Source organism: Gordonia sihwensis (genome assembly GCF_029632925.1).
Taxonomy (GTDB): Bacteria; Actinomycetota; Actinomycetes; order Mycobacteriales; family Mycobacteriaceae; genus Gordonia; species Gordonia sihwensis.
Genome location: NZ_CP121248.1, coordinates 259,808 through 275,561, shown reverse-complemented (window position 1 = coordinate 275,561; position 15,754 = coordinate 259,808). Strand labels below are relative to the sequence as shown.

19 protein-coding genes are annotated in these 15,754 nt (G+C 68.4%); 8 read left to right on the top strand and 11 right to left on the bottom strand.

What is annotated here, in order from left to right:
- Positions 1-3: 3 nt before the first annotated feature.
- The 4 genes from P5P27_RS01320 to P5P27_RS01305 form a co-directional block, all read right to left on the bottom strand.
- Positions 4-855, bottom strand: coding sequence for an MlaE family ABC transporter permease (locus tag P5P27_RS01320; RefSeq protein WP_006894242.1), 852 nt, complete (start codon positions 853-855; stop codon positions 4-6).
- Between the two features lie 3 nt (positions 856-858).
- On the bottom strand, positions 859-1,623 hold the full coding sequence (locus tag P5P27_RS01315) for an MlaE family ABC transporter permease (RefSeq protein ID WP_006894241.1): 765 nt from the start codon (positions 1,621-1,623) through the stop codon (positions 859-861).
- A gap of 95 nt (positions 1,624-1,718) precedes the next feature.
- A complete protein-coding gene (locus P5P27_RS01310; RefSeq protein WP_278126030.1) occupies positions 1,719-2,609 on the bottom strand; it encodes a 3-oxoacyl-ACP reductase in 891 nt (296 codons plus the stop codon).
- Between the two features lie 82 nt (positions 2,610-2,691).
- Positions 2,692-2,886, bottom strand: coding sequence for a ferredoxin (locus P5P27_RS01305; protein ID WP_006894238.1), 195 nt, complete (start codon positions 2,884-2,886; stop codon positions 2,692-2,694).
- A 123-nt stretch (positions 2,887-3,009) separates the two neighbouring features.
- Here P5P27_RS01305 and P5P27_RS01300 point away from each other — a divergent pair, with 123 nt between their 5' ends.
- From P5P27_RS01300 to P5P27_RS01290, 3 genes are read left to right on the top strand one after another with little or no spacing between them, the layout of a single operon-like run.
- Positions 3,010-4,191 carry an acyl-CoA dehydrogenase family protein gene (locus P5P27_RS01300; protein WP_006894237.1) on the top strand — a complete coding sequence of 394 codons (1,182 nt, stop codon included), beginning with the start codon at positions 3,010-3,012 and terminating at the stop codon, positions 4,189-4,191.
- 28 nt (positions 4,192-4,219) lie between these two features.
- Positions 4,220-5,332 carry an acyl-CoA dehydrogenase family protein gene (locus P5P27_RS01295; protein WP_222110949.1) on the top strand — a complete coding sequence of 371 codons (1,113 nt, stop codon included), beginning with the start codon at positions 4,220-4,222 and terminating at the stop codon, positions 5,330-5,332.
- A gap of 4 nt (positions 5,333-5,336) precedes the next feature.
- The gene (locus P5P27_RS01290) at positions 5,337-6,851 is read left to right on the top strand and encodes an AMP-binding protein (RefSeq protein ID WP_006894235.1); all 1,515 of its coding nucleotides are present in this window, start codon (positions 5,337-5,339) and stop codon (positions 6,849-6,851) included.
- Positions 6,852-6,854: 3 nt separating this feature from the next.
- Here the strand turns inward: P5P27_RS01290 and rpsR are convergent, their stop codons facing one another.
- From rpsR to rpmB, 4 genes are read right to left on the bottom strand one after another with little or no spacing between them, the layout of a single operon-like run.
- A complete protein-coding gene (gene rpsR, locus P5P27_RS01285; RefSeq protein ID WP_278126026.1) occupies positions 6,855-7,046 on the bottom strand; it encodes a 30S ribosomal protein S18 in 192 nt (63 codons plus the stop codon).
- A complete protein-coding gene (rpsN, locus tag P5P27_RS01280) occupies positions 7,046-7,351 on the bottom strand; it encodes a 30S ribosomal protein S14 (RefSeq protein WP_006894232.1) in 306 nt (101 codons plus the stop codon). The genes rpsR and rpsN overlap by 1 nt, the downstream gene beginning before the upstream one ends.
- Positions 7,351-7,518: a 50S ribosomal protein L33 gene (gene rpmG / locus P5P27_RS01275; protein WP_006894231.1), complete on the bottom strand. Its 168-nt coding sequence runs from the start codon at positions 7,516-7,518 to the stop codon at positions 7,351-7,353. The genes rpsN and rpmG overlap by 1 nt, the downstream gene beginning before the upstream one ends.
- Complete coding sequence (gene rpmB / locus P5P27_RS01270) at positions 7,518-7,754, bottom strand: 50S ribosomal protein L28 (RefSeq protein ID WP_006894229.1); 237 nt, start codon at positions 7,752-7,754, stop codon at positions 7,518-7,520. Before rpmB ends, rpmG begins: the two co-directional genes overlap by 1 nt.
- A gap of 100 nt (positions 7,755-7,854) precedes the next feature.
- On the opposite strand from rpmB, the gene mrf reads away from it, so the two are divergent.
- Together mrf and P5P27_RS01260 are read left to right on the top strand one after the other, a co-directional pair.
- Complete coding sequence (mrf, locus tag P5P27_RS01265; RefSeq protein ID WP_006894228.1) at positions 7,855-9,144, top strand: ribosome hibernation factor-recruiting GTPase MRF; 1,290 nt, start codon at positions 7,855-7,857, stop codon at positions 9,142-9,144.
- Positions 9,141-9,383, top strand: a complete 243-nt coding sequence (locus P5P27_RS01260; RefSeq protein WP_006894227.1) for a type B 50S ribosomal protein L31 — start codon at positions 9,141-9,143, stop codon at positions 9,381-9,383. Before mrf ends, P5P27_RS01260 begins: the two co-directional genes overlap by 4 nt.
- Before the next feature lie 15 nt (positions 9,384-9,398).
- On the opposite strand, the gene P5P27_RS01255 is transcribed toward P5P27_RS01260, so the two are convergent.
- Together P5P27_RS01255 and P5P27_RS01250 are read right to left on the bottom strand one after the other, a co-directional pair.
- Entirely contained in the window at positions 9,399-10,532 is a 1,134-nt protein-coding gene (locus tag P5P27_RS01255) for an NAD(P)H-dependent flavin oxidoreductase (RefSeq protein WP_006894226.1), read from the bottom strand.
- 82 nt (positions 10,533-10,614) lie between these two features.
- Positions 10,615-12,246 (bottom strand): acyl-CoA synthetase, encoded by a 1,632-nt coding sequence (locus tag P5P27_RS01250; protein ID WP_278126021.1) that lies wholly within the window; start codon positions 12,244-12,246, stop codon positions 10,615-10,617.
- Positions 12,247-12,306: 60 nt separating this feature from the next.
- Between P5P27_RS01250 and P5P27_RS01245 the strand changes: the two genes are divergently transcribed.
- The 3 genes from P5P27_RS01245 (at position 12,307) to P5P27_RS01235 (ending at position 14,654) form a co-directional block, all read left to right on the top strand.
- The gene (locus tag P5P27_RS01245; RefSeq protein WP_006894224.1) at positions 12,307-13,125 is read left to right on the top strand and encodes a crotonase/enoyl-CoA hydratase family protein; all 819 of its coding nucleotides are present in this window, start codon (positions 12,307-12,309) and stop codon (positions 13,123-13,125) included.
- A gap of 47 nt (positions 13,126-13,172) precedes the next feature.
- On the top strand, positions 13,173-14,060 hold the full coding sequence (locus P5P27_RS01240) for a class I SAM-dependent methyltransferase (RefSeq protein ID WP_278126020.1): 888 nt from the start codon (positions 13,173-13,175) through the stop codon (positions 14,058-14,060).
- 102 nt (positions 14,061-14,162) lie between these two features.
- Positions 14,163-14,654 carry a hypothetical protein gene (locus P5P27_RS01235; protein WP_006894222.1) on the top strand — a complete coding sequence of 164 codons (492 nt, stop codon included), beginning with the start codon at positions 14,163-14,165 and terminating at the stop codon, positions 14,652-14,654.
- A 19-nt stretch (positions 14,655-14,673) separates the two neighbouring features.
- Here the strand turns inward: P5P27_RS01235 and P5P27_RS01230 are convergent, their stop codons facing one another.
- Positions 14,674-15,708 (bottom strand): LLM class F420-dependent oxidoreductase, encoded by a 1,035-nt coding sequence (locus tag P5P27_RS01230; protein WP_006894221.1) that lies wholly within the window; start codon positions 15,706-15,708, stop codon positions 14,674-14,676.
- Positions 15,709-15,754 lie beyond the last annotated feature (46 nt).

The window sequence follows — 15,754 nt, the reverse complement described above, 5'->3', positions numbered from 1 at the left end:
CGTTCAGCCCGCCAGATTGAACTTGCCGTCGGCGCCGTAGATCGCGAGCGACGTCAGAAGGGTGATGACCACGACCACGACCAGCGAGGCGCGGACCGCGTTGCCGACCGCCACACCGACGCCGACCGGACCGCCGGACGCGTTGAATCCGTAGTAGGTGTGGATGAGCATGACCGCGACGGCCATGCAGATCGCCTGTACGAACGACCACAGGATGTCCGACGGGATCAGGAACGTGGAGAAGTAGTGGTCGTACACGCCGGAGGACTGGCCGTAGAGCACCACGGTCGCGAACCGGCTGGCCAGGAACGACGCCAGCGCCGCGAGGGAGTACAGCGGAATGATCGCGACCAGTCCCGCGACGATGCGCGTGCTCACCAGGTAGGGCACGGACGCGATCGCCATCACTTCCAGGGCGTCGATCTCCTCGGACACTCGCATCGCGCCGAGCTGAGCGGTGGCCCCCGCGCCGATCGTCGCCGCCAGGGCGATGCCGGCGATCACCGGGACGGCGATTCGCACGTTGATGAACGCGGAGAAGAAGCCGGTGAGGGCCTCGACGCCGATGTTCGCGAGCGAGTTGTATCCCTGGACGGCGATCGTGCCGCCGGTGAACAGGGTCAGGAAGCCGACCACGACCACCGTGCCGCCGATCATCGCGAGCGCACCGGTACCCATGGAGATCTCCGCGATGAGGCGGAGCGTCTCCTTCTTGTAGAGCCGGACGGCACGCGGAATCGAGGCGATCGCGTCCCAGTAGAAGAGGGCCTGATCACCGATCTTGTTCCAGTCCTCGCCGGCGCGCTTGAGCGCGACACGGGCAGTGAGCAGACGGGTAGTACCTGGCAGAACCATCAATTATCCCATCGTCGCCTTGAGACCGACCGCGGTGACGACCACGTTCACGACGAACAGCGCCATGAACGAGTAGACGACGGTCTCATTGACGGCGTCACCGACGCCCTTCGCTCCGCCCTTGACGTTGAGGCCGCGGTAGCAGCCCACCAGTCCGGCGAACAGGCCGAAGAGCGCGGCCTTGATCATGGAGATCACCAGTTCCCCGAGACCGGTGAGCAGCGTGAGGTTGGCGATGAAGGCGCCGGGATTCACGTCCTGCAGATATACGGAGAAGATGAAGCCGCCCGCGATGCCGATGGTGCACACCAGGCTGTTGAGCAGCAGCGCCACCCCGGTCGAGGCGATGATGCGCGGCACCACCAGCCGGTGGACGGGGTTGATGCCGAGCACCTCGAGCGCGTCGATCTCCTCACGGATGGTGCGCGCACCGAGGTCGGCACAGATCGCGGTGGCGCCGGCACCGGCGACGATGAGCACCGTGACGATCGGGCCGATCTGGGTGATCGTTCCGAGCGCGGCACCGGCGCCGGAGAGGTCCTGCGCACCGATCTCCCGGAGCAGGATGTTGAGCGTGAAGCTCACCAGCACCGTGAACGGGATCGCGACCAGCAGGGTGGGCACGAGTGAGACGCGGGCGATGGCCCACGACTGCTCGACGGTCTCACGCCACTGAAAAGGACGTCGAAAAAGCTCACGGGCGGATTCCACACCCAGGGAGACGAACTCTCCCACGCCGTTCATCGGGGCAGCGAGTCTGCTCGTCAAGGCCCCTCCTCCCGCTCCGATGCTGGCAACCTATCACGTACGAAAATTGTGCTCTGCGTTACAAGCCGAGCCGACACACTCTAAAGAGAGGTGTGCTAGTCCATCAAATCCGAGGCCGAGAATGTGCCGACCTTCTCCGGCTCGGCGAAGTACGCCGAGACGACGTCGCCGAGCGCCTCGGGCGACCACTGGTCGCCGTCCGCGGCGAAGACCTCTTGCACTTTGGGAGCGGCCATCAGACTGACCTTGGGGCCGTAGACCACGAAGACCTGTCCGGAGACATTCTGCGCCGAGGGACCGGCGAGGTAGCGGACCAGGGTCACCACATGCTCGGGCGACAGCGGGTCGACGGCGTCCTCGGGGGCTGCACCGAAGACGTCCGCGGTCATCGCCGTGCGCGCACGGGGACAGATCGCATTGGCGGTGGCGCCGTAGCGGGCCAGTGCGCGGCTCGCGGAGACCGTCAGCATCGAGATGCCGGCCTTCGCCGCGGAGTAGTTCGCCTGGCCGGCGCCACCGAGGAGCGCCGCTTCCGACGATGTGTTGATCAGGCGGCCGTACACGGGCGCACCGGAGGCTTTGGACTCGGCGCGCCAGTGTGCGGCGGCGTTCCGGTTGAGCAGGAAGTGACCCCGCAGGTGGACGCGCTGCACCAGATCCCACTGCTCATCGGTCATGTTGAAGAGCATGGCGTCGCGGGTGATGCCCGCGTTGTTCATGACGACGTGCAGACCGCCGAGGTCCTGCGTCGCGACACGCATGATCTCGGCCGCGGTGGCCGAGTCGGCGATGTCGCCTGCCACCGGAACCGCCTTGCCGCCCACACCGGCGATCTCGTCGAAGACGTCGCTGGAGTCGAGCGCCGACTGAAGGTCGTTCACGATGACGGTGGCCCCGTCGCGCGCGAGACCGATCGCCTCCGCACGCCCCAGACCCGCACCCGCACCGGTGACGACTGCTACCCGACCGTCCAACGACTGACCCACTTCTATCCCTTCGACGCGAAAACTAGAACTTGTTCTAACACAGATCCCTGCGAGCATCCACTCGATCGGGAAATGAGTGTTGTCAGTCGTCGACGATGGACAGTGCCGAGCGGGGGCAGCTGGCGACCACCTGACGCATCTCCTCGCGCCGGGTCTCGGCCACGTCGTCCTGCAGAATCACCAGGTAGTCGTTGTCGTCGAGCTCGAAGACGTCGGGTGCCATACCGACGCAGACAGCGTTCGACTCGCACAGATCGAAGTCGCATTTGATGTGCATCTATTCCTCCTCCGCTTGCAGCCCGAACAGTTGACGGGCTCGCGTCCTACACGTTAGAACGTGTTTCAATACTAGGGAAGCAGTATTGCGCCCCGATTGGGAAACAGCAACGGCGGGAGAGCCATGCGGATCGCCTACACGCAGGAACAAGAGCAGCTCAGGAGCGAACTTCGCGCCTACTTCGACGCCTTGATGACGCCGGAGCGCCGAGCCGCACTCACCGGCGGTGACGGAGAACTCGGAGAAGGCGATGCCTACCGGGACGTCGTCCGCCAGATGGGGCGGGACGGCTGGCTCGCGCTGGGCTGGCCCACCGAGTACGGCGGAGCCGACCGCTCGATGATGGATCAGCTGATCTTCACCGACGAAGCGGCAATCGCGGGCGCCCCCGTCCCGTTCTTGACGATCAATTCGGTGGCGCCGACGATCATGCACTTCGGCACCGACGAACAGAAGAAGTTCTTTCTGCCGAAGATCGCGGCCGGCGACCTGCACTTCTCGATCGGCTACTCCGAGCCCGGTGCGGGCACCGACCTGGCAGCGCTGCGCACCACCGCGGTCCGGGACGGCGACGAGTACGTCATCAACGGGCAGAAGATGTGGACCTCGCTGATCCCCTACGCCGATTACGTCTGGCTGGCCTGCCGCACCGATCCGGAGGCGAGCAAGCACAAGGGGATCTCGATGGTGATCGTGCCGACCACCGCCGAGGGCTTCTCGTACACCCCGGTCCACACGATGGCGGGCGTCGACACCAGCGCCACCTACTACCAGGACGTACGCGTTCCGGTCACGAATCGCGTCGGCGAAGAGGGCGGCGGATGGAGCCTGGTGACCAACCAGCTCAACCATGAGCGGGTGGCGCTGTGCAGTGCCGCCCCCATCCAGACCGCACTGCGGGAGACGCTGGCGTTCGCCACCGCGGAGACCGACGGTCGGCGGCCGGCCGATCAAGCCTGGGTCCGGGCCAACCTCGCACGTGTCCACGCCAAGGTCGAGTTCCTCAAGCTCGTGAACTGGAAGATCGCGTCGATCGCCGCCTCGGGCGGCTCGCCGTCGCCCGCCGACGCCTCGGCGACGAAGGTGTTCGGCACCGAGTTCGCCACTGAGGCCTACCGGTTGCTGATGGAGGTGGTCGGACCCGCCGCCACTCTGCGGCAGGGCAGTCCGGGAGCTCATCTGCTCGGCCGGCTGGAGCGCTTCGCGCGCACCTCCCTGATCCTCACCTTCGGTGGCGGCACCAACGAGATCCAGCGCGACATCATCGGCATGCTCGCATTGAAGCTCCCGCCGGCCCGCCGCTGAACCGCCGCCGTACTCAAAGGACGAACCCATGGACTTCAACCCCACCGAAGCTGCGACCGACCTCGCCAAGCTGACGTCCGACATCGTCGACCGACTCAGCCCCGCCGAGCGGGTCGCCGAACTCGAGAGCGGTCGCGCGCCGATCGACCGGCGGCTCTGGACCGAGATCGCCGCGGCCGGCCTCCTCGGCCTGGCCGCACCCGAGGCCGTCGACGGCGCCGGTCTCACCACGTTGGAGACCACCGCGGTGGCCACCGAACTGGGCCGCGCCCTGGCCCGAGTGCCGTTCGGTCCGCACGCGGTGGCCGGCGTTCCGCTGCTCTGCGCGCACGCGAGCGACCGGCTCCGATCCGAATTGCTGCCGCGGGCCGTCTCCGGCGAGCAGGTGCTGACCGCCGCGGTCGAGGAGGACGGCGCCTACGGACCCGTCGACGGGCTCACCGCATTCGACGGCTCGGCCCTCACCGGTTCCAAAGTCAACGTCCCCTACGCGGCGGCCGCGGACACCCTCCTCGTCACCGCCGCGAGCGCGGGCGGGCCGCTGATCGCCGTCGTACCCGCGGACCGGTCCGGCGTGCGCATCACCGAGACCGTCGCGACCGGCCTCACCCCGACCTATCTCGTCGAATTCGACGCGGTGGAGGTGGCGGCCGACGAGATCCTCGACGGCGGCGCCGGCACCGTCGATCGAGCACTCGACCTGCTGCGACTGGCCGTCAGCGCGGACCAGGCCGGCGTGATCGCCGGAGCCCTCGACGCCACCGCCCGTTACGCACGCGAACGAGAGCAGTTCGGAAGGCCGATCGGTTCGTTCCAGGCCGTGGCCGCGCGGCTCGCCGACGGTTACATCGATGTCCAGGCACTCACGCTGAGCGTGCTGCAGGCCGCGTGGCTGCTGTCGGGACTCGCCGACACCGACGCCGACGGGGCCACCGCCGCGGTCGACACCGCCAAGTTCTGGGCGGCCGAAGCCGGACACCGCGTCGCCCACACCACGGTTCACGTGCACGGTGGCGTCGGTCTGGACACCAGCCACCCGGTGCACCGGTACTTCCTGCGCGCCAAGCAGAACGAATTCACGCTGGGCAGCGCCCCGGTGGTGCTCGCCGAACTCGGCGACCTGCTGACGGCGACGCGGTGATTCGATGACCGCGCCGCCCGCTGCCGTCACCGACGCCCGCTGCCTGTCGGACCTCTACGCCTCGCTGTCGGAGGTCACCGACCGCGGGATGCATTTCGAGGGCGGGTTCACCCCGTGGCGCGATCACTTCACTGCGAGCAGGAAACGTGCTGCGGCGCTGCGCGAACGACTCGATCCCGTCCGTCCTCCGCACGTCGGCGTGCTGCTGCCGAACGTCCCCGAGTTCAGCTTCCTGTTCGGAGCGGCCGCACTGGGCGCGTTCGTCCTCGTCGGGCTCAACAGCACGCGCCGGGGTGCGGCGCTGGCCGCGGACGTGGCCCGGGCGGACTGCCAGATCGTGATCGTCTCGGACGAGACGGCCGAGCTGATTCCGGCGGATCTCCCGGTCCCGGTGCTCAACGTCGACGGCGCCGAGTGGGCCGAGACGGTCTCCGCGGCGTCGTCCGACGGGTTCGCACCGGCGCCCGTGCGACCCGACGATCTGGTGATGCTCATCTTCACCTCCGGCACTACGGGCGACCCCAAGGCCGTGCGCTGCAGTCAGCGCAAGTTCGGTGCGCCGGGAGTGATGCTGGCGCAGCGTTTCGGACTCGGACCCGACGACGTCGCCTACCTGTCGATGCCGATGTTCCACTCCAATTCGCTGATCGCCGGATGGTCGGTGGCGGTGGCCGCCGGCGCGTCGATCGTCCTTCGCAGGAAGTTCTCGGCGACCGGGTTCTGCGAGGACGTGCGTCGGTACGGCGTCACCTACGCGAACTACGTCGGCAAGCCGCTGCGCTATGTCCTGGCCACGCCCGAGCGCGACGACGACGCCCGCAGCACCCTCCGCCTGGTGTACGGAAACGAGGCCGGGGCCGCCGATCGCACCGAGTTCGCGCGCCGGTTCGGCGCGCGCGTGGTCGACGGTTTCGGGTCCACCGAGGGCGGTGTCTCGATCACCCGCACCGCGGACACCCCGGACGATGCGCTCGGGCCGCTCACCGCCCCGAACGCCGTCGTCGACCCGGACACACTCGAACCCGTCGCCGCCGGACGGATCGGCGAGATCGTCAACACCGCCGGTGCCGGACTCTTCGACGGCTATTACGGCGATGAGGAGGCGACGGCGCAGCGCCTGCGCGGCGGCGTGTACCGCACCGGAGATCTGGGATGGGTGGATGACGACGGGTACGTGCACTTCGCCGGCCGTCTCGGCGACTGGCTGCGGGTGGACGGCGAGAATCTCGGTACCCGTCCCATCGAGCAGATCCTGCTGCGCCATCGGTTGATAGCCGACGCCACCGTGCTGGGCGTCCCCGACGACATCGGCGACGCCGTCGGTGCCGTGCTGGTGGCACCGGGACTGACGCGGGAGTCGCTGGTGGAGTTCTTGAAGGCGCAGACCGATCTCGGGCCGAAGCAGTGGCCGACCCTGGTCTGGCTCACCGATTCGCAGCCCGAGACCGCGACCTTCAAGACCGCCCGCGCCGCCCTCGCCGCATCGCTCGGCGAGCCGACCTGGCGCCTGGCCGGCTGAGCGTCAGGGCAGCAGCGCCATCTCCCGCGCATTCCGCACCGCGACCGCGAGGCGGCGTTGCTGCTGCACGGACAAGCCGGTGACCGATCGCTTCCGGATGCGGCCGCGGTCGGTCAGGAAGCGCCTGAGCGTCTGCGTGTCCTTGTAGTCGAAGGTCAGGTTCGGATCGGCGGTACGCGGTTTCACCTCACGCATCACCAGCTCGCCTTCTGAATCCCGGGCAGCTCGCCGCGGTGCGCCATCTCACGGAATCTGATGCGCGACACTCCCGCTTTGCGGAGGTAACCGCGCGGCCGGCCGTCGACCGCGTCACGATTGCGCAGCCGGGTGGCGCTGGCGTCGCGCGGCTGCTTCGACAACTCCGCCTGAGCCGCCCGGCGGGCCGCGGGCTCGGCGCTCGCATCGACGACGATCCGCTTCAGCTCGGCCCGCCGCTCGGCGTACCGCTCGACCAGCGCGCGCCGCTGCCCGTCACGGACGATCTTCGACTTCTTCGCCATCAGCGGTCCTCCTTGAAATCCACGTGCCGCCGCACGATCGGGTCGTATTTGCGCAGGACGAGACGATCGGGGTCGTTCCTGCGGTTCTTGCGCGTCACGTACGTGTATCCGGTACCGGCCGTCGACCGGAGCTTGATCACCGGCCGCAGATCAGTGCTGCTCGCCATCAGACCCGCTCCCCTCGCCGCCGGATGCGACCGACGACCGCATCGATCCCGTCCCGATCGATCTCCTTGATCCCCTTGGCGCTGACCCGCAACGTCACCCGGCGACCCAGACTGGGCACCCAGTACGTCTTCCGGAACAGATTGGGCCGCCATTGACGCGACGTCCGACGGTGCGAGTGCGACACCGACTTCCCGAATCCGGGTACTGCCCCCGTCACCTGGCATCTCGCTGACATGAAGCCTCCTTACTGACAACGATTCGCATTAACTTCGCCGATGACGGTACAGTGAAATCCGAAATTAATGAAAACCATTACAAGTAAGGAATGAGTCGAGATGCCGCAGGAACGTTCGCACAGAACACCGTTGACCCTGGTCACCGGCCTCGATCGCACTATCTCCGCCAGAATCGCCCACACCCTGGCCACTCCCGGGACCGCGGTGGTGAGCCACGATCTGCGTGACGTCGAGCGCGGCCGCGTCACGCGAACCGTGCATCGGATCGACACCGACGGCCACGACGAGTTCAGTCTCGACGACATCGACCTGGAACACGGATGCGTGTCGTGCACACTCCGCCTCGATCTCCTCCCGCTCCTGCGCACCCTGCACCGCGAGACGCAGGTGTCCCGGATCGTGGTGGTTCTCGATCCGGTGGTGGAACCGGAGAACGTCGCGCTCGAGGTCAACCAGACGGTCGTGCACGTGCCGGGGCTGCCACCCGCCCCCGCGGGCGACGACGTGTGCCTGAGCCACACCGTCTGCGGCGTCGACGCGGCACGGTGGCTCGCCGACGCCACCGGCGATCTCACGCTCGCTGAGGCGGGACTCTCGGCCGCCGAGGACGAGCGCACCCTCGCACAGGTGGCGGTCGGGCAGGTGCGATTCGCCGACACCGTGATCGTGGAGCGCGCCGACTCGGCCGCGGGTGCATGGGAGCTCGCACGGCTGCACGCCGTGCTCGTCCGGTTGGCGCCGGCCGCGGGAATGCGCACGCTCAACAGCAGGCAGCCGCTCGACGCCGCACTGATGGCGCGGGCGCTCGCCTCCGGCACGGCGGAGTCACCTCACGGACGCCCGCGCCGCCCGTTCGATCCCCTGCTGTCGGGACGACCGGACCTCACCGCCGACTGCGGCGTGGAGCTGATGACGATCGAAGCGACGCGCCCGTTCCACCCGGAGCGGCTGCACGTGGCGCTCGACGCTTTGCTCGACGGCGTCGTGACCGCGCAGGGTCGGCTGTGGATCGCGGCGAATCCGAACGACGTGCTGTGGCTCGACTCGGCCGGCGGCGCCCTGGGCATCCGCCGCGTCGGCACCTGGCTGGCCACCGATCCCGCGGCCGCCGCGGATCCGCAGCAGTCCGCGACCGCGGCGTTCTACTGGGACGACGTGCACGGTGATCGCCACACCAGCATCGTCGTCCTGTGCCATCGGGCCGCGCCCGACGAGATCCGCGCCGCCTTCGACGCGGCGCTCGTCACCGATGACGAACTGGCCGCTGGGCCGCGGGCCCTGGCGAACCTGCCGTCTCCGTTCGGCACCGACCATCGCGACCCGTGCGACGACCTCGAGACCACCGACCGGTCCGCCACCGTGGACCAGACCGAAGGAGAGAACCGATGAAGCCCGGAATCCACCCCGAGTACCGCCACGTCGTATTCCGCGACGCGACCACCGGCACGAGTTTCCTCACCCGATCGACAGCCGCCTCGGACGCGACCGTCGAGTGGGAGGACGGCGAGGTCTACCCGCTGATCACCGTCGATGTGACGAGCGATTCCCATCCGTTCTGGACCGGCACCCGGCGTCTGGTGGACGCCGAGGGCCGCGTCGAACGGTTCAAGCGGCGGTACGGGCTGTAAAGCCGACCCGGACGCTCAGTCCAGGGTGGCGTTCATCCTCGCGACCGCTTCGCGGTACTCCGAGACCAGTCCGTCGATCAGTTTCTCCACCGGAGTGATCTCGTTGCAGCGCCCGACGATCTGTCCGGCCGGCATCGCCACCACCTTCGGGTCGTCGGATGCCGAGATCCGCGCGTGCGCCTCGCCCACCAGGAGGTTCTGCAGCGGCATCGGCAGCGGTTCCGGGGCGCCGGGAGCGTCCCACGCGTCGGTCCACGCCGTCTTGAGCAGGCGCGCCGGCTTGCCCGAGTAGATGCGACGCCGGACGGTGTCGCGCGAGGTCGCGGCCAGCAGTGCCTGCTGAACCGTCGACGGTTCGCCCGGCTTGTGCGCGCCGAGGTTGTACTCGGCGGCGGTGAGCCAATAAGTGCCCATCCACACGCCCTGCGCACCGAGCGCGATGGCGGCGGCGATCTGCCTGCCGCTGCCCACACCGCCCGCGGCGAGCACCGGAGCCTCACCGGCGGCGTCGACCAACTCCGGCCAGAGGACCATCGACGTGACCTCGCCGGTGTGCCCGCCGCCCTCATAGCCCTGCGCGATGACGATGTCGACGCCGGCGTCGAGGTGGTGCAGCGCATGCTCCCGCGCTCCGGCGAGCGCCGCGACCGCCACACCGTTGTCGTGCGCGATGCCGATGACGTCCTCGGGAGGCGAGCCGAGCGCATTGGCGATCAGCTTGATCTGCCCGTACTTGCGCGTGTGCTCCATCGCGATGTCGACATGCGAGCGTGCGACCGAGTGCAGCCAGCCGAGCACGCCGGTGTTCACCCGATCGCCGCCGTCCGGCAACTGCGGCACTCCGAGATCGTCGAGCGTCCGCTCGACGAACGCCCGGTGCTCGGGCGGGATCATCGCGTCGAGGTCCATCTTGGATCCCTCGGTGGGGATCTTGGCGGGCATCACGACGTCGACGCCGAAGGGCTTCCCGTCGGTGTTCTCGTGCATCCATTCCAGGACCGCGTCGAGTTCATCCGGCTCGTTGAACCGCACGCATCCCAGGACGCCGAGGCCGCCCGCGCGGCTGATCGCAGCGGCCACCTCCTCGCTGGGGGTGAAGCCGAAGATCGGGTATTCGATCCCGAACCGCTCGCACAATGGGGTTTTCATCGATGTCCTTGTCGTAGAAGAGATTGTGTAAAAGGAGATGGTCGTAGAGGCGATGGTCGTAGAAGGGATGGGAGTCACGGGTTCAGAGAGCGTGGTCGGCTTCGCGGGAGCCGGTCACCTCGCGCGCCCACCGATAGTCGGGTTTGCCCGCGGGTGAGCGCTTCACCTCGTCGACGAACCACACGCTCCGCGGGCACTTGTACCCCGCGAGCTCGGCGCGCACGGCCTCATTGAGGGTCACCAGGTCCGGCCGGACCCCGTCGCGGGTCTGCAGCACGGCCGCGACCCGCTGACCGAAGCGATCGTCCGCCACGCCCACCACGACTGCGTCGAAGACGTCCGGATGACCCTTGAGCGCGGCCTCGACCTCCTCGGGGAAGACCTTCTCGCCGCCTGTGTTGATCGACATCGACCCGCGGCCGAGCATCGTGATCGTGCCGTCGGCCTCGATGGTCGCGAAGTCGCCGGGCATGGAGTAGCGGACACCGTCGTAGACGACGAAGGTCTCGGCCGATTTGACCGGATCGTTGTGGTAGCGCAGCGGAATGTGACCCGACCGAGCCAGGCGCCCCACCTCCCCGCTGCCCGGCTCCAGACGGCGACCGTCCTCGGCGAGGACGTGAGCGCTCGGGTCGGCCTTCACCGTCGGCGCACCGACCCGGCTCTGACCCTTCACCGCCACTCCCATGCCGCCGAAGCCGGTCTCCGACGATCCGATCGCGTCGACGATGACCGCGTTCGGCAGACGCTCCAGGTAGCGGTCCTTGATCGACGCCGAGAACAGGGCCGCGGACGAGGCCACCGACACCACCGTCGAGGTGTCGTAGCCACCCTTCTCGAGTTCTTCGATCATCGGCCGACCCATCGCGTCGCCGGTGATGAACACGACGTTCACACCGTGCCGTTGCACCGCCTTCCACACCTCGGCGGCGTCGAAATCCGGGTAGACCACCGCCTTCCCGCCGGCGAACAGGGACTGGAACACCGCCCACTGGCTGCCGCCGTGGATGAACGGCGGAATCGGGAAGCGCACCAGCTGGCCGCCCTGCGATCCGGTCCGCGCGTGCTCCCATTCGTCCTCGACAGGCCGTCCGGTGTACCAGTCGATCCCGCCCCCGAGCACCCGCCACACGTCCTCCTGACGCCAGACGACGCCCTTCGGCTTTCCCGTCGTGCCGCCCGTGTAGAGCAGGTAGAGATCGTCGTCCGACCGCTCCTCGAAATCCCGTTCCGACGACGACTCGGCGATCGCCGCCTCGTATCCGACGACCGCGACGCCGGCCGCGTCCGAACACTCGGCAGGCGCGTCGGATCCGTCTTCGACGACGATGCGCGCGGTGATGTCGGTGGTCGCATTCGATAACACGTTGCAGACCTTCGCGGCGTACTGGCGCTCATGGATGAGCACCGTCATCTGCGAATCGGTGAAGATGTGGTCCAGCTCGTTCTCCACGTAGCGGTAGTTGACGTTCACCATCACTGCCCGCGCCTTGAAGATCGCGATCATCGACTCGACTGCTTCGATGGTGTTTCTGCTGTACAGGCCCACCGCGTCGCCGGGTGCCACGCCGATCGACCGCAGCCGGTGCGCTAGCGCGTTGGCCCGGCGATCGAGCTCGGCGTAGGTCAGCGAGCGGTCGCCCGATTCCAGCGCCACGCGGTCGGGCATGAGGTCCACAGCGTGCTCGAAGAGGTCCGCGACAGTGAAGGCCATGCGTCAAAACTAGAACGTGTTACTGTTCGCGGCAAGGAAAACGTCGGGCCAGGAGGAAACATGTCCCCAGAAAGCGCTGCCGCCACCACCGCCGCCGCACCGGAGTGCCTCGTCGAGAAGCGCGGCCACGTGCTGATCGTGACGATGAACCGACCCGAGGCGCGCAACGCACTGTCGGGTCCGATGATGCGGATCATGGAGCAGGCGTGGGACCAGGTGGACGACGATCCGGACATCCGGGTCGCGATCCTGACCGGAGCGGGCGGCTACTTCTGCGCGGGCGCCGACCTCAAGGCCATGAACCAGTCGGCACCTGGCGACTCCTTCGCGAAAGGCGGATGGGACCTCACGCGGCTCCCCGCACTGCTCAAGGGACGCCGGCTGTCGAAGCCGTTGATCGCCGCGGTCGAGGGCCCGGCGATCGCCGGCGGAACCGAGATCCTCCAGGGCACCGACATCCGCGTCGCCGCCGAGAGCGCGAAGTTCGGCGTCTCCGAAGCCAAGTGGGGCCTGTTCCCGCTCGGCGGCAGCGCCGTCCGGCTGGTCCGCCAGATCCCCTACACCGTGGCGGCCGACATCCTCCTGACCGGCCGTCACATCACCGCCGCCGAGGCCAAGGAGTACGGACTCGTGGGCCACGTGGTTCCGGACGGCACGGCGCTGGACAAGGCTCTCGAGATCGCCGACCAGATCGCGGCCAACGGCCCGCTCGCAGTCCAGGCCATCCTCAAGACCATTCGCGACAGCGAGGGCCTGCACGAGGAGGAGGCCTTCAAGATCGACGCCGAACTCGGCGCCAAGGTCTTCGCGTCCAAGGACGCCAAGATCGGCCCGCGCGCCTTCGCCAACCGCGAGAAGCCGGTGTTCACCGGCGAGTAGGAGCGGCTGCGTTGCCCATCGGTCCGTCCCGGCCTACGGTCGTTGCCATGCCGAAAGCGAGCCGCACCGCCGTCCTGGTCTGCCAGGCGCGCGCCGTCGCGGACGGGCGCATCGCGATCGGACGGTTCAGCGATCCCATCGCCATCGACCTGCTCGACGACGACGAGCGCAGAGAGGTCGAGACGGCACGCGGGCCGGCCCCGAGACACTGGCGTGACCGTCCGGCCTATGAACTGCTGACGGCGACCGTGGAGATCCTGGCGGCGCGCACCGTCGCGATCGACGACGCCGTGCGCCAGCGGCGGCACAGCCAACTCGTCGTCCTCGGAGCGGGTCTGGACGCCCGGGCCTGGCGGATGCGAAAGCTGCCGCAGACCACCGTCTTCGAGGTGGACCGCCCCGCATCGCAGGCCGACAAGCGCAGGCGCGTCCGGAATCTGGAGCCGGTCACCGAGGAACTCGCATTCGTCCCGGTCGAGTTCGGCACCGACAGTCTCACCGGCGCCCTGGAATCAGCCGGTCATCGCTCCGAACTCCCCACCACGTGGATCTGGGAGGGAGTGCTGCCGTATCTCACGACGGACCAGGTCCGTGCCACCCTCGCGGACGTCGCCGAACGCTCGGCTCCGGGATCTCAGCTGATAGCGACCTATCCGCAACGCCACACGGTGAGCCGTCCGGCGCACTATGCGCTCAAGACGGTCTTCGCGATCGCCGGGCGGCCCGATCCGATGGGCGAGGAACGCCATGTCTCGGCCTGGAGACCGGCGGCGATGCGCGACCTGCTGGAGGATTTCGGGTTCACCGTCGTCTCCGATCGCGATCTGAAATCGATCGCCGACGACGTCGGCGTCCGGACTCGGCACCCGCGCAGACTGGCGAACGGCCACGTCGTGGTGGCCGAGGTCTCGTTCCCGTCCGACCGCGAGACCTGACGCCCGGGGCTCACCGATTCTGTGATCCGGCTAACAGATCGCCCCCTCGGCGTCGACATACCGGGTACGAAGCCACGCGACGAGCCCGCCGAGGAGAAGCTCATGCCCACCCTGCCGACACATCGTCGTTCACTCCGGACCCGTGTCCTCGCCGCGGCGGTCGCCGCCGCTGCCGTCGTCTCGTCGCTTCTCGCCGGGGCGGGAAGCGCCGGCGCCGTGACACGCGAGTACCCGCTCCACGGCTGCCTCAACGTCAGCCCGAACATCGTCGACATGCCCTACCGGCCCTTCCGCGCGATCGTCTCCGAGTACGCCGGGACCACGTACATCCAGATCGATTACGGCAGCCTCTGGATCGGGGTCGGATACGACTCGGTGGCCCGCCTGGACTGGCACAACCTGCAGACCGGGCGGAAGGGCACGATGATCGACCACAGCCAGGTGCGGCCGCCGAACACCGGGGTGCACAATTTCAGCCTCCCCCGCAGCACCTTCGGGCCCGGCAGAGTGCAGTTGCGGCTGAGCACGGTGAACCGCAACGCACTCTGGGCGATACCCGCGCGCAGCTGCGGCGGCGTGGTGGTCGCGCCCTGAACCGCTCGCCGCTGCGTCGCTAGACCAGTTCGCCGAGTGCTCGCACGGTCTGCACATCGCGCGCGGTCACCATCAGCGTGGTGACCCCTGCGGCCTCCCACAACCCGATCTGTTCGCGCACCTCGTCGGCGGTGCCGACCAGCATCGTCTCGCGGACCATTTCGTCGGGCACCGCGGCAAGCGCCTCCTCCTTGCGGCCGGACCGGAACAGCCGGCCGATGTCGTCGACCGCCTGGCCGTACCCCATGCGCCGATAGAGGTCGGCGTGAAAGTTCTTCTCCGCCGCCCCCATCCCGCCGACGTAGAGCGCGGTCGACGGCCGATAGCGGTCGATCGCCGCGGCGACGTCGTCGGTGATCACACACTGAACGGTCGCCGAGATCTCGAAGTCGGCACGCGATCGGCGCGCGCCGGGACGGGCGAAGCCCTCGTCGAGCCACTCGTCGTACATGCCCGCGAGCCGCGGCGTGTAGAAGATCGCGAGCCAGCCGTCGGCGATCTCGGCGGTCTGCGCGACGTTCTTGGGACCTTCGGCTCCCAGCCAGATCGGGATGTCCGCGCGCAGCGGATGGGTGATCGGCTTGAGCGGCTTCCCCAGACCGGTGACCCCCTCGCCCTCCCGCCGCGGCAGCGGGTAGTGGGGTCCGTCGCTGACCACGGCGCCCTCGCGCGCCAGCACGTCGCGGACGATCCGCACGTATTCGCGGGTGCGCGCCAACGGCTTGCCGAACGACTGCCCGTACCAGCCCTCCACCACCTGCGGCCCGGAGACGCCGAGACCGATGATGTGCCTGCCGCCCGAGAGATGGTCGAGGGTCAAGGCCGCCATGGCCAGGGTGGTGGGCGGCCGCGCCGACAGCTGGGCCACCGCCGTGCCGAGCCGCAGGGTCTCGGTGGTCGCTCCCCACCAGGCCAGCGGGGTGTATGCATCCGATCCCCAGGACTCCGCGGTGAACACCGAGTCGAATCCCGACTCCTCCGCGGCCACCAACATCTCCGGGACGCCCAGCGGCGGTTGCGCACTCCAATACCCCAGTTGTAGGCCAAGTTTCACGCGAGAACCCTTCCGTCGAACCCTTGCGACACATACTAGAACGTGT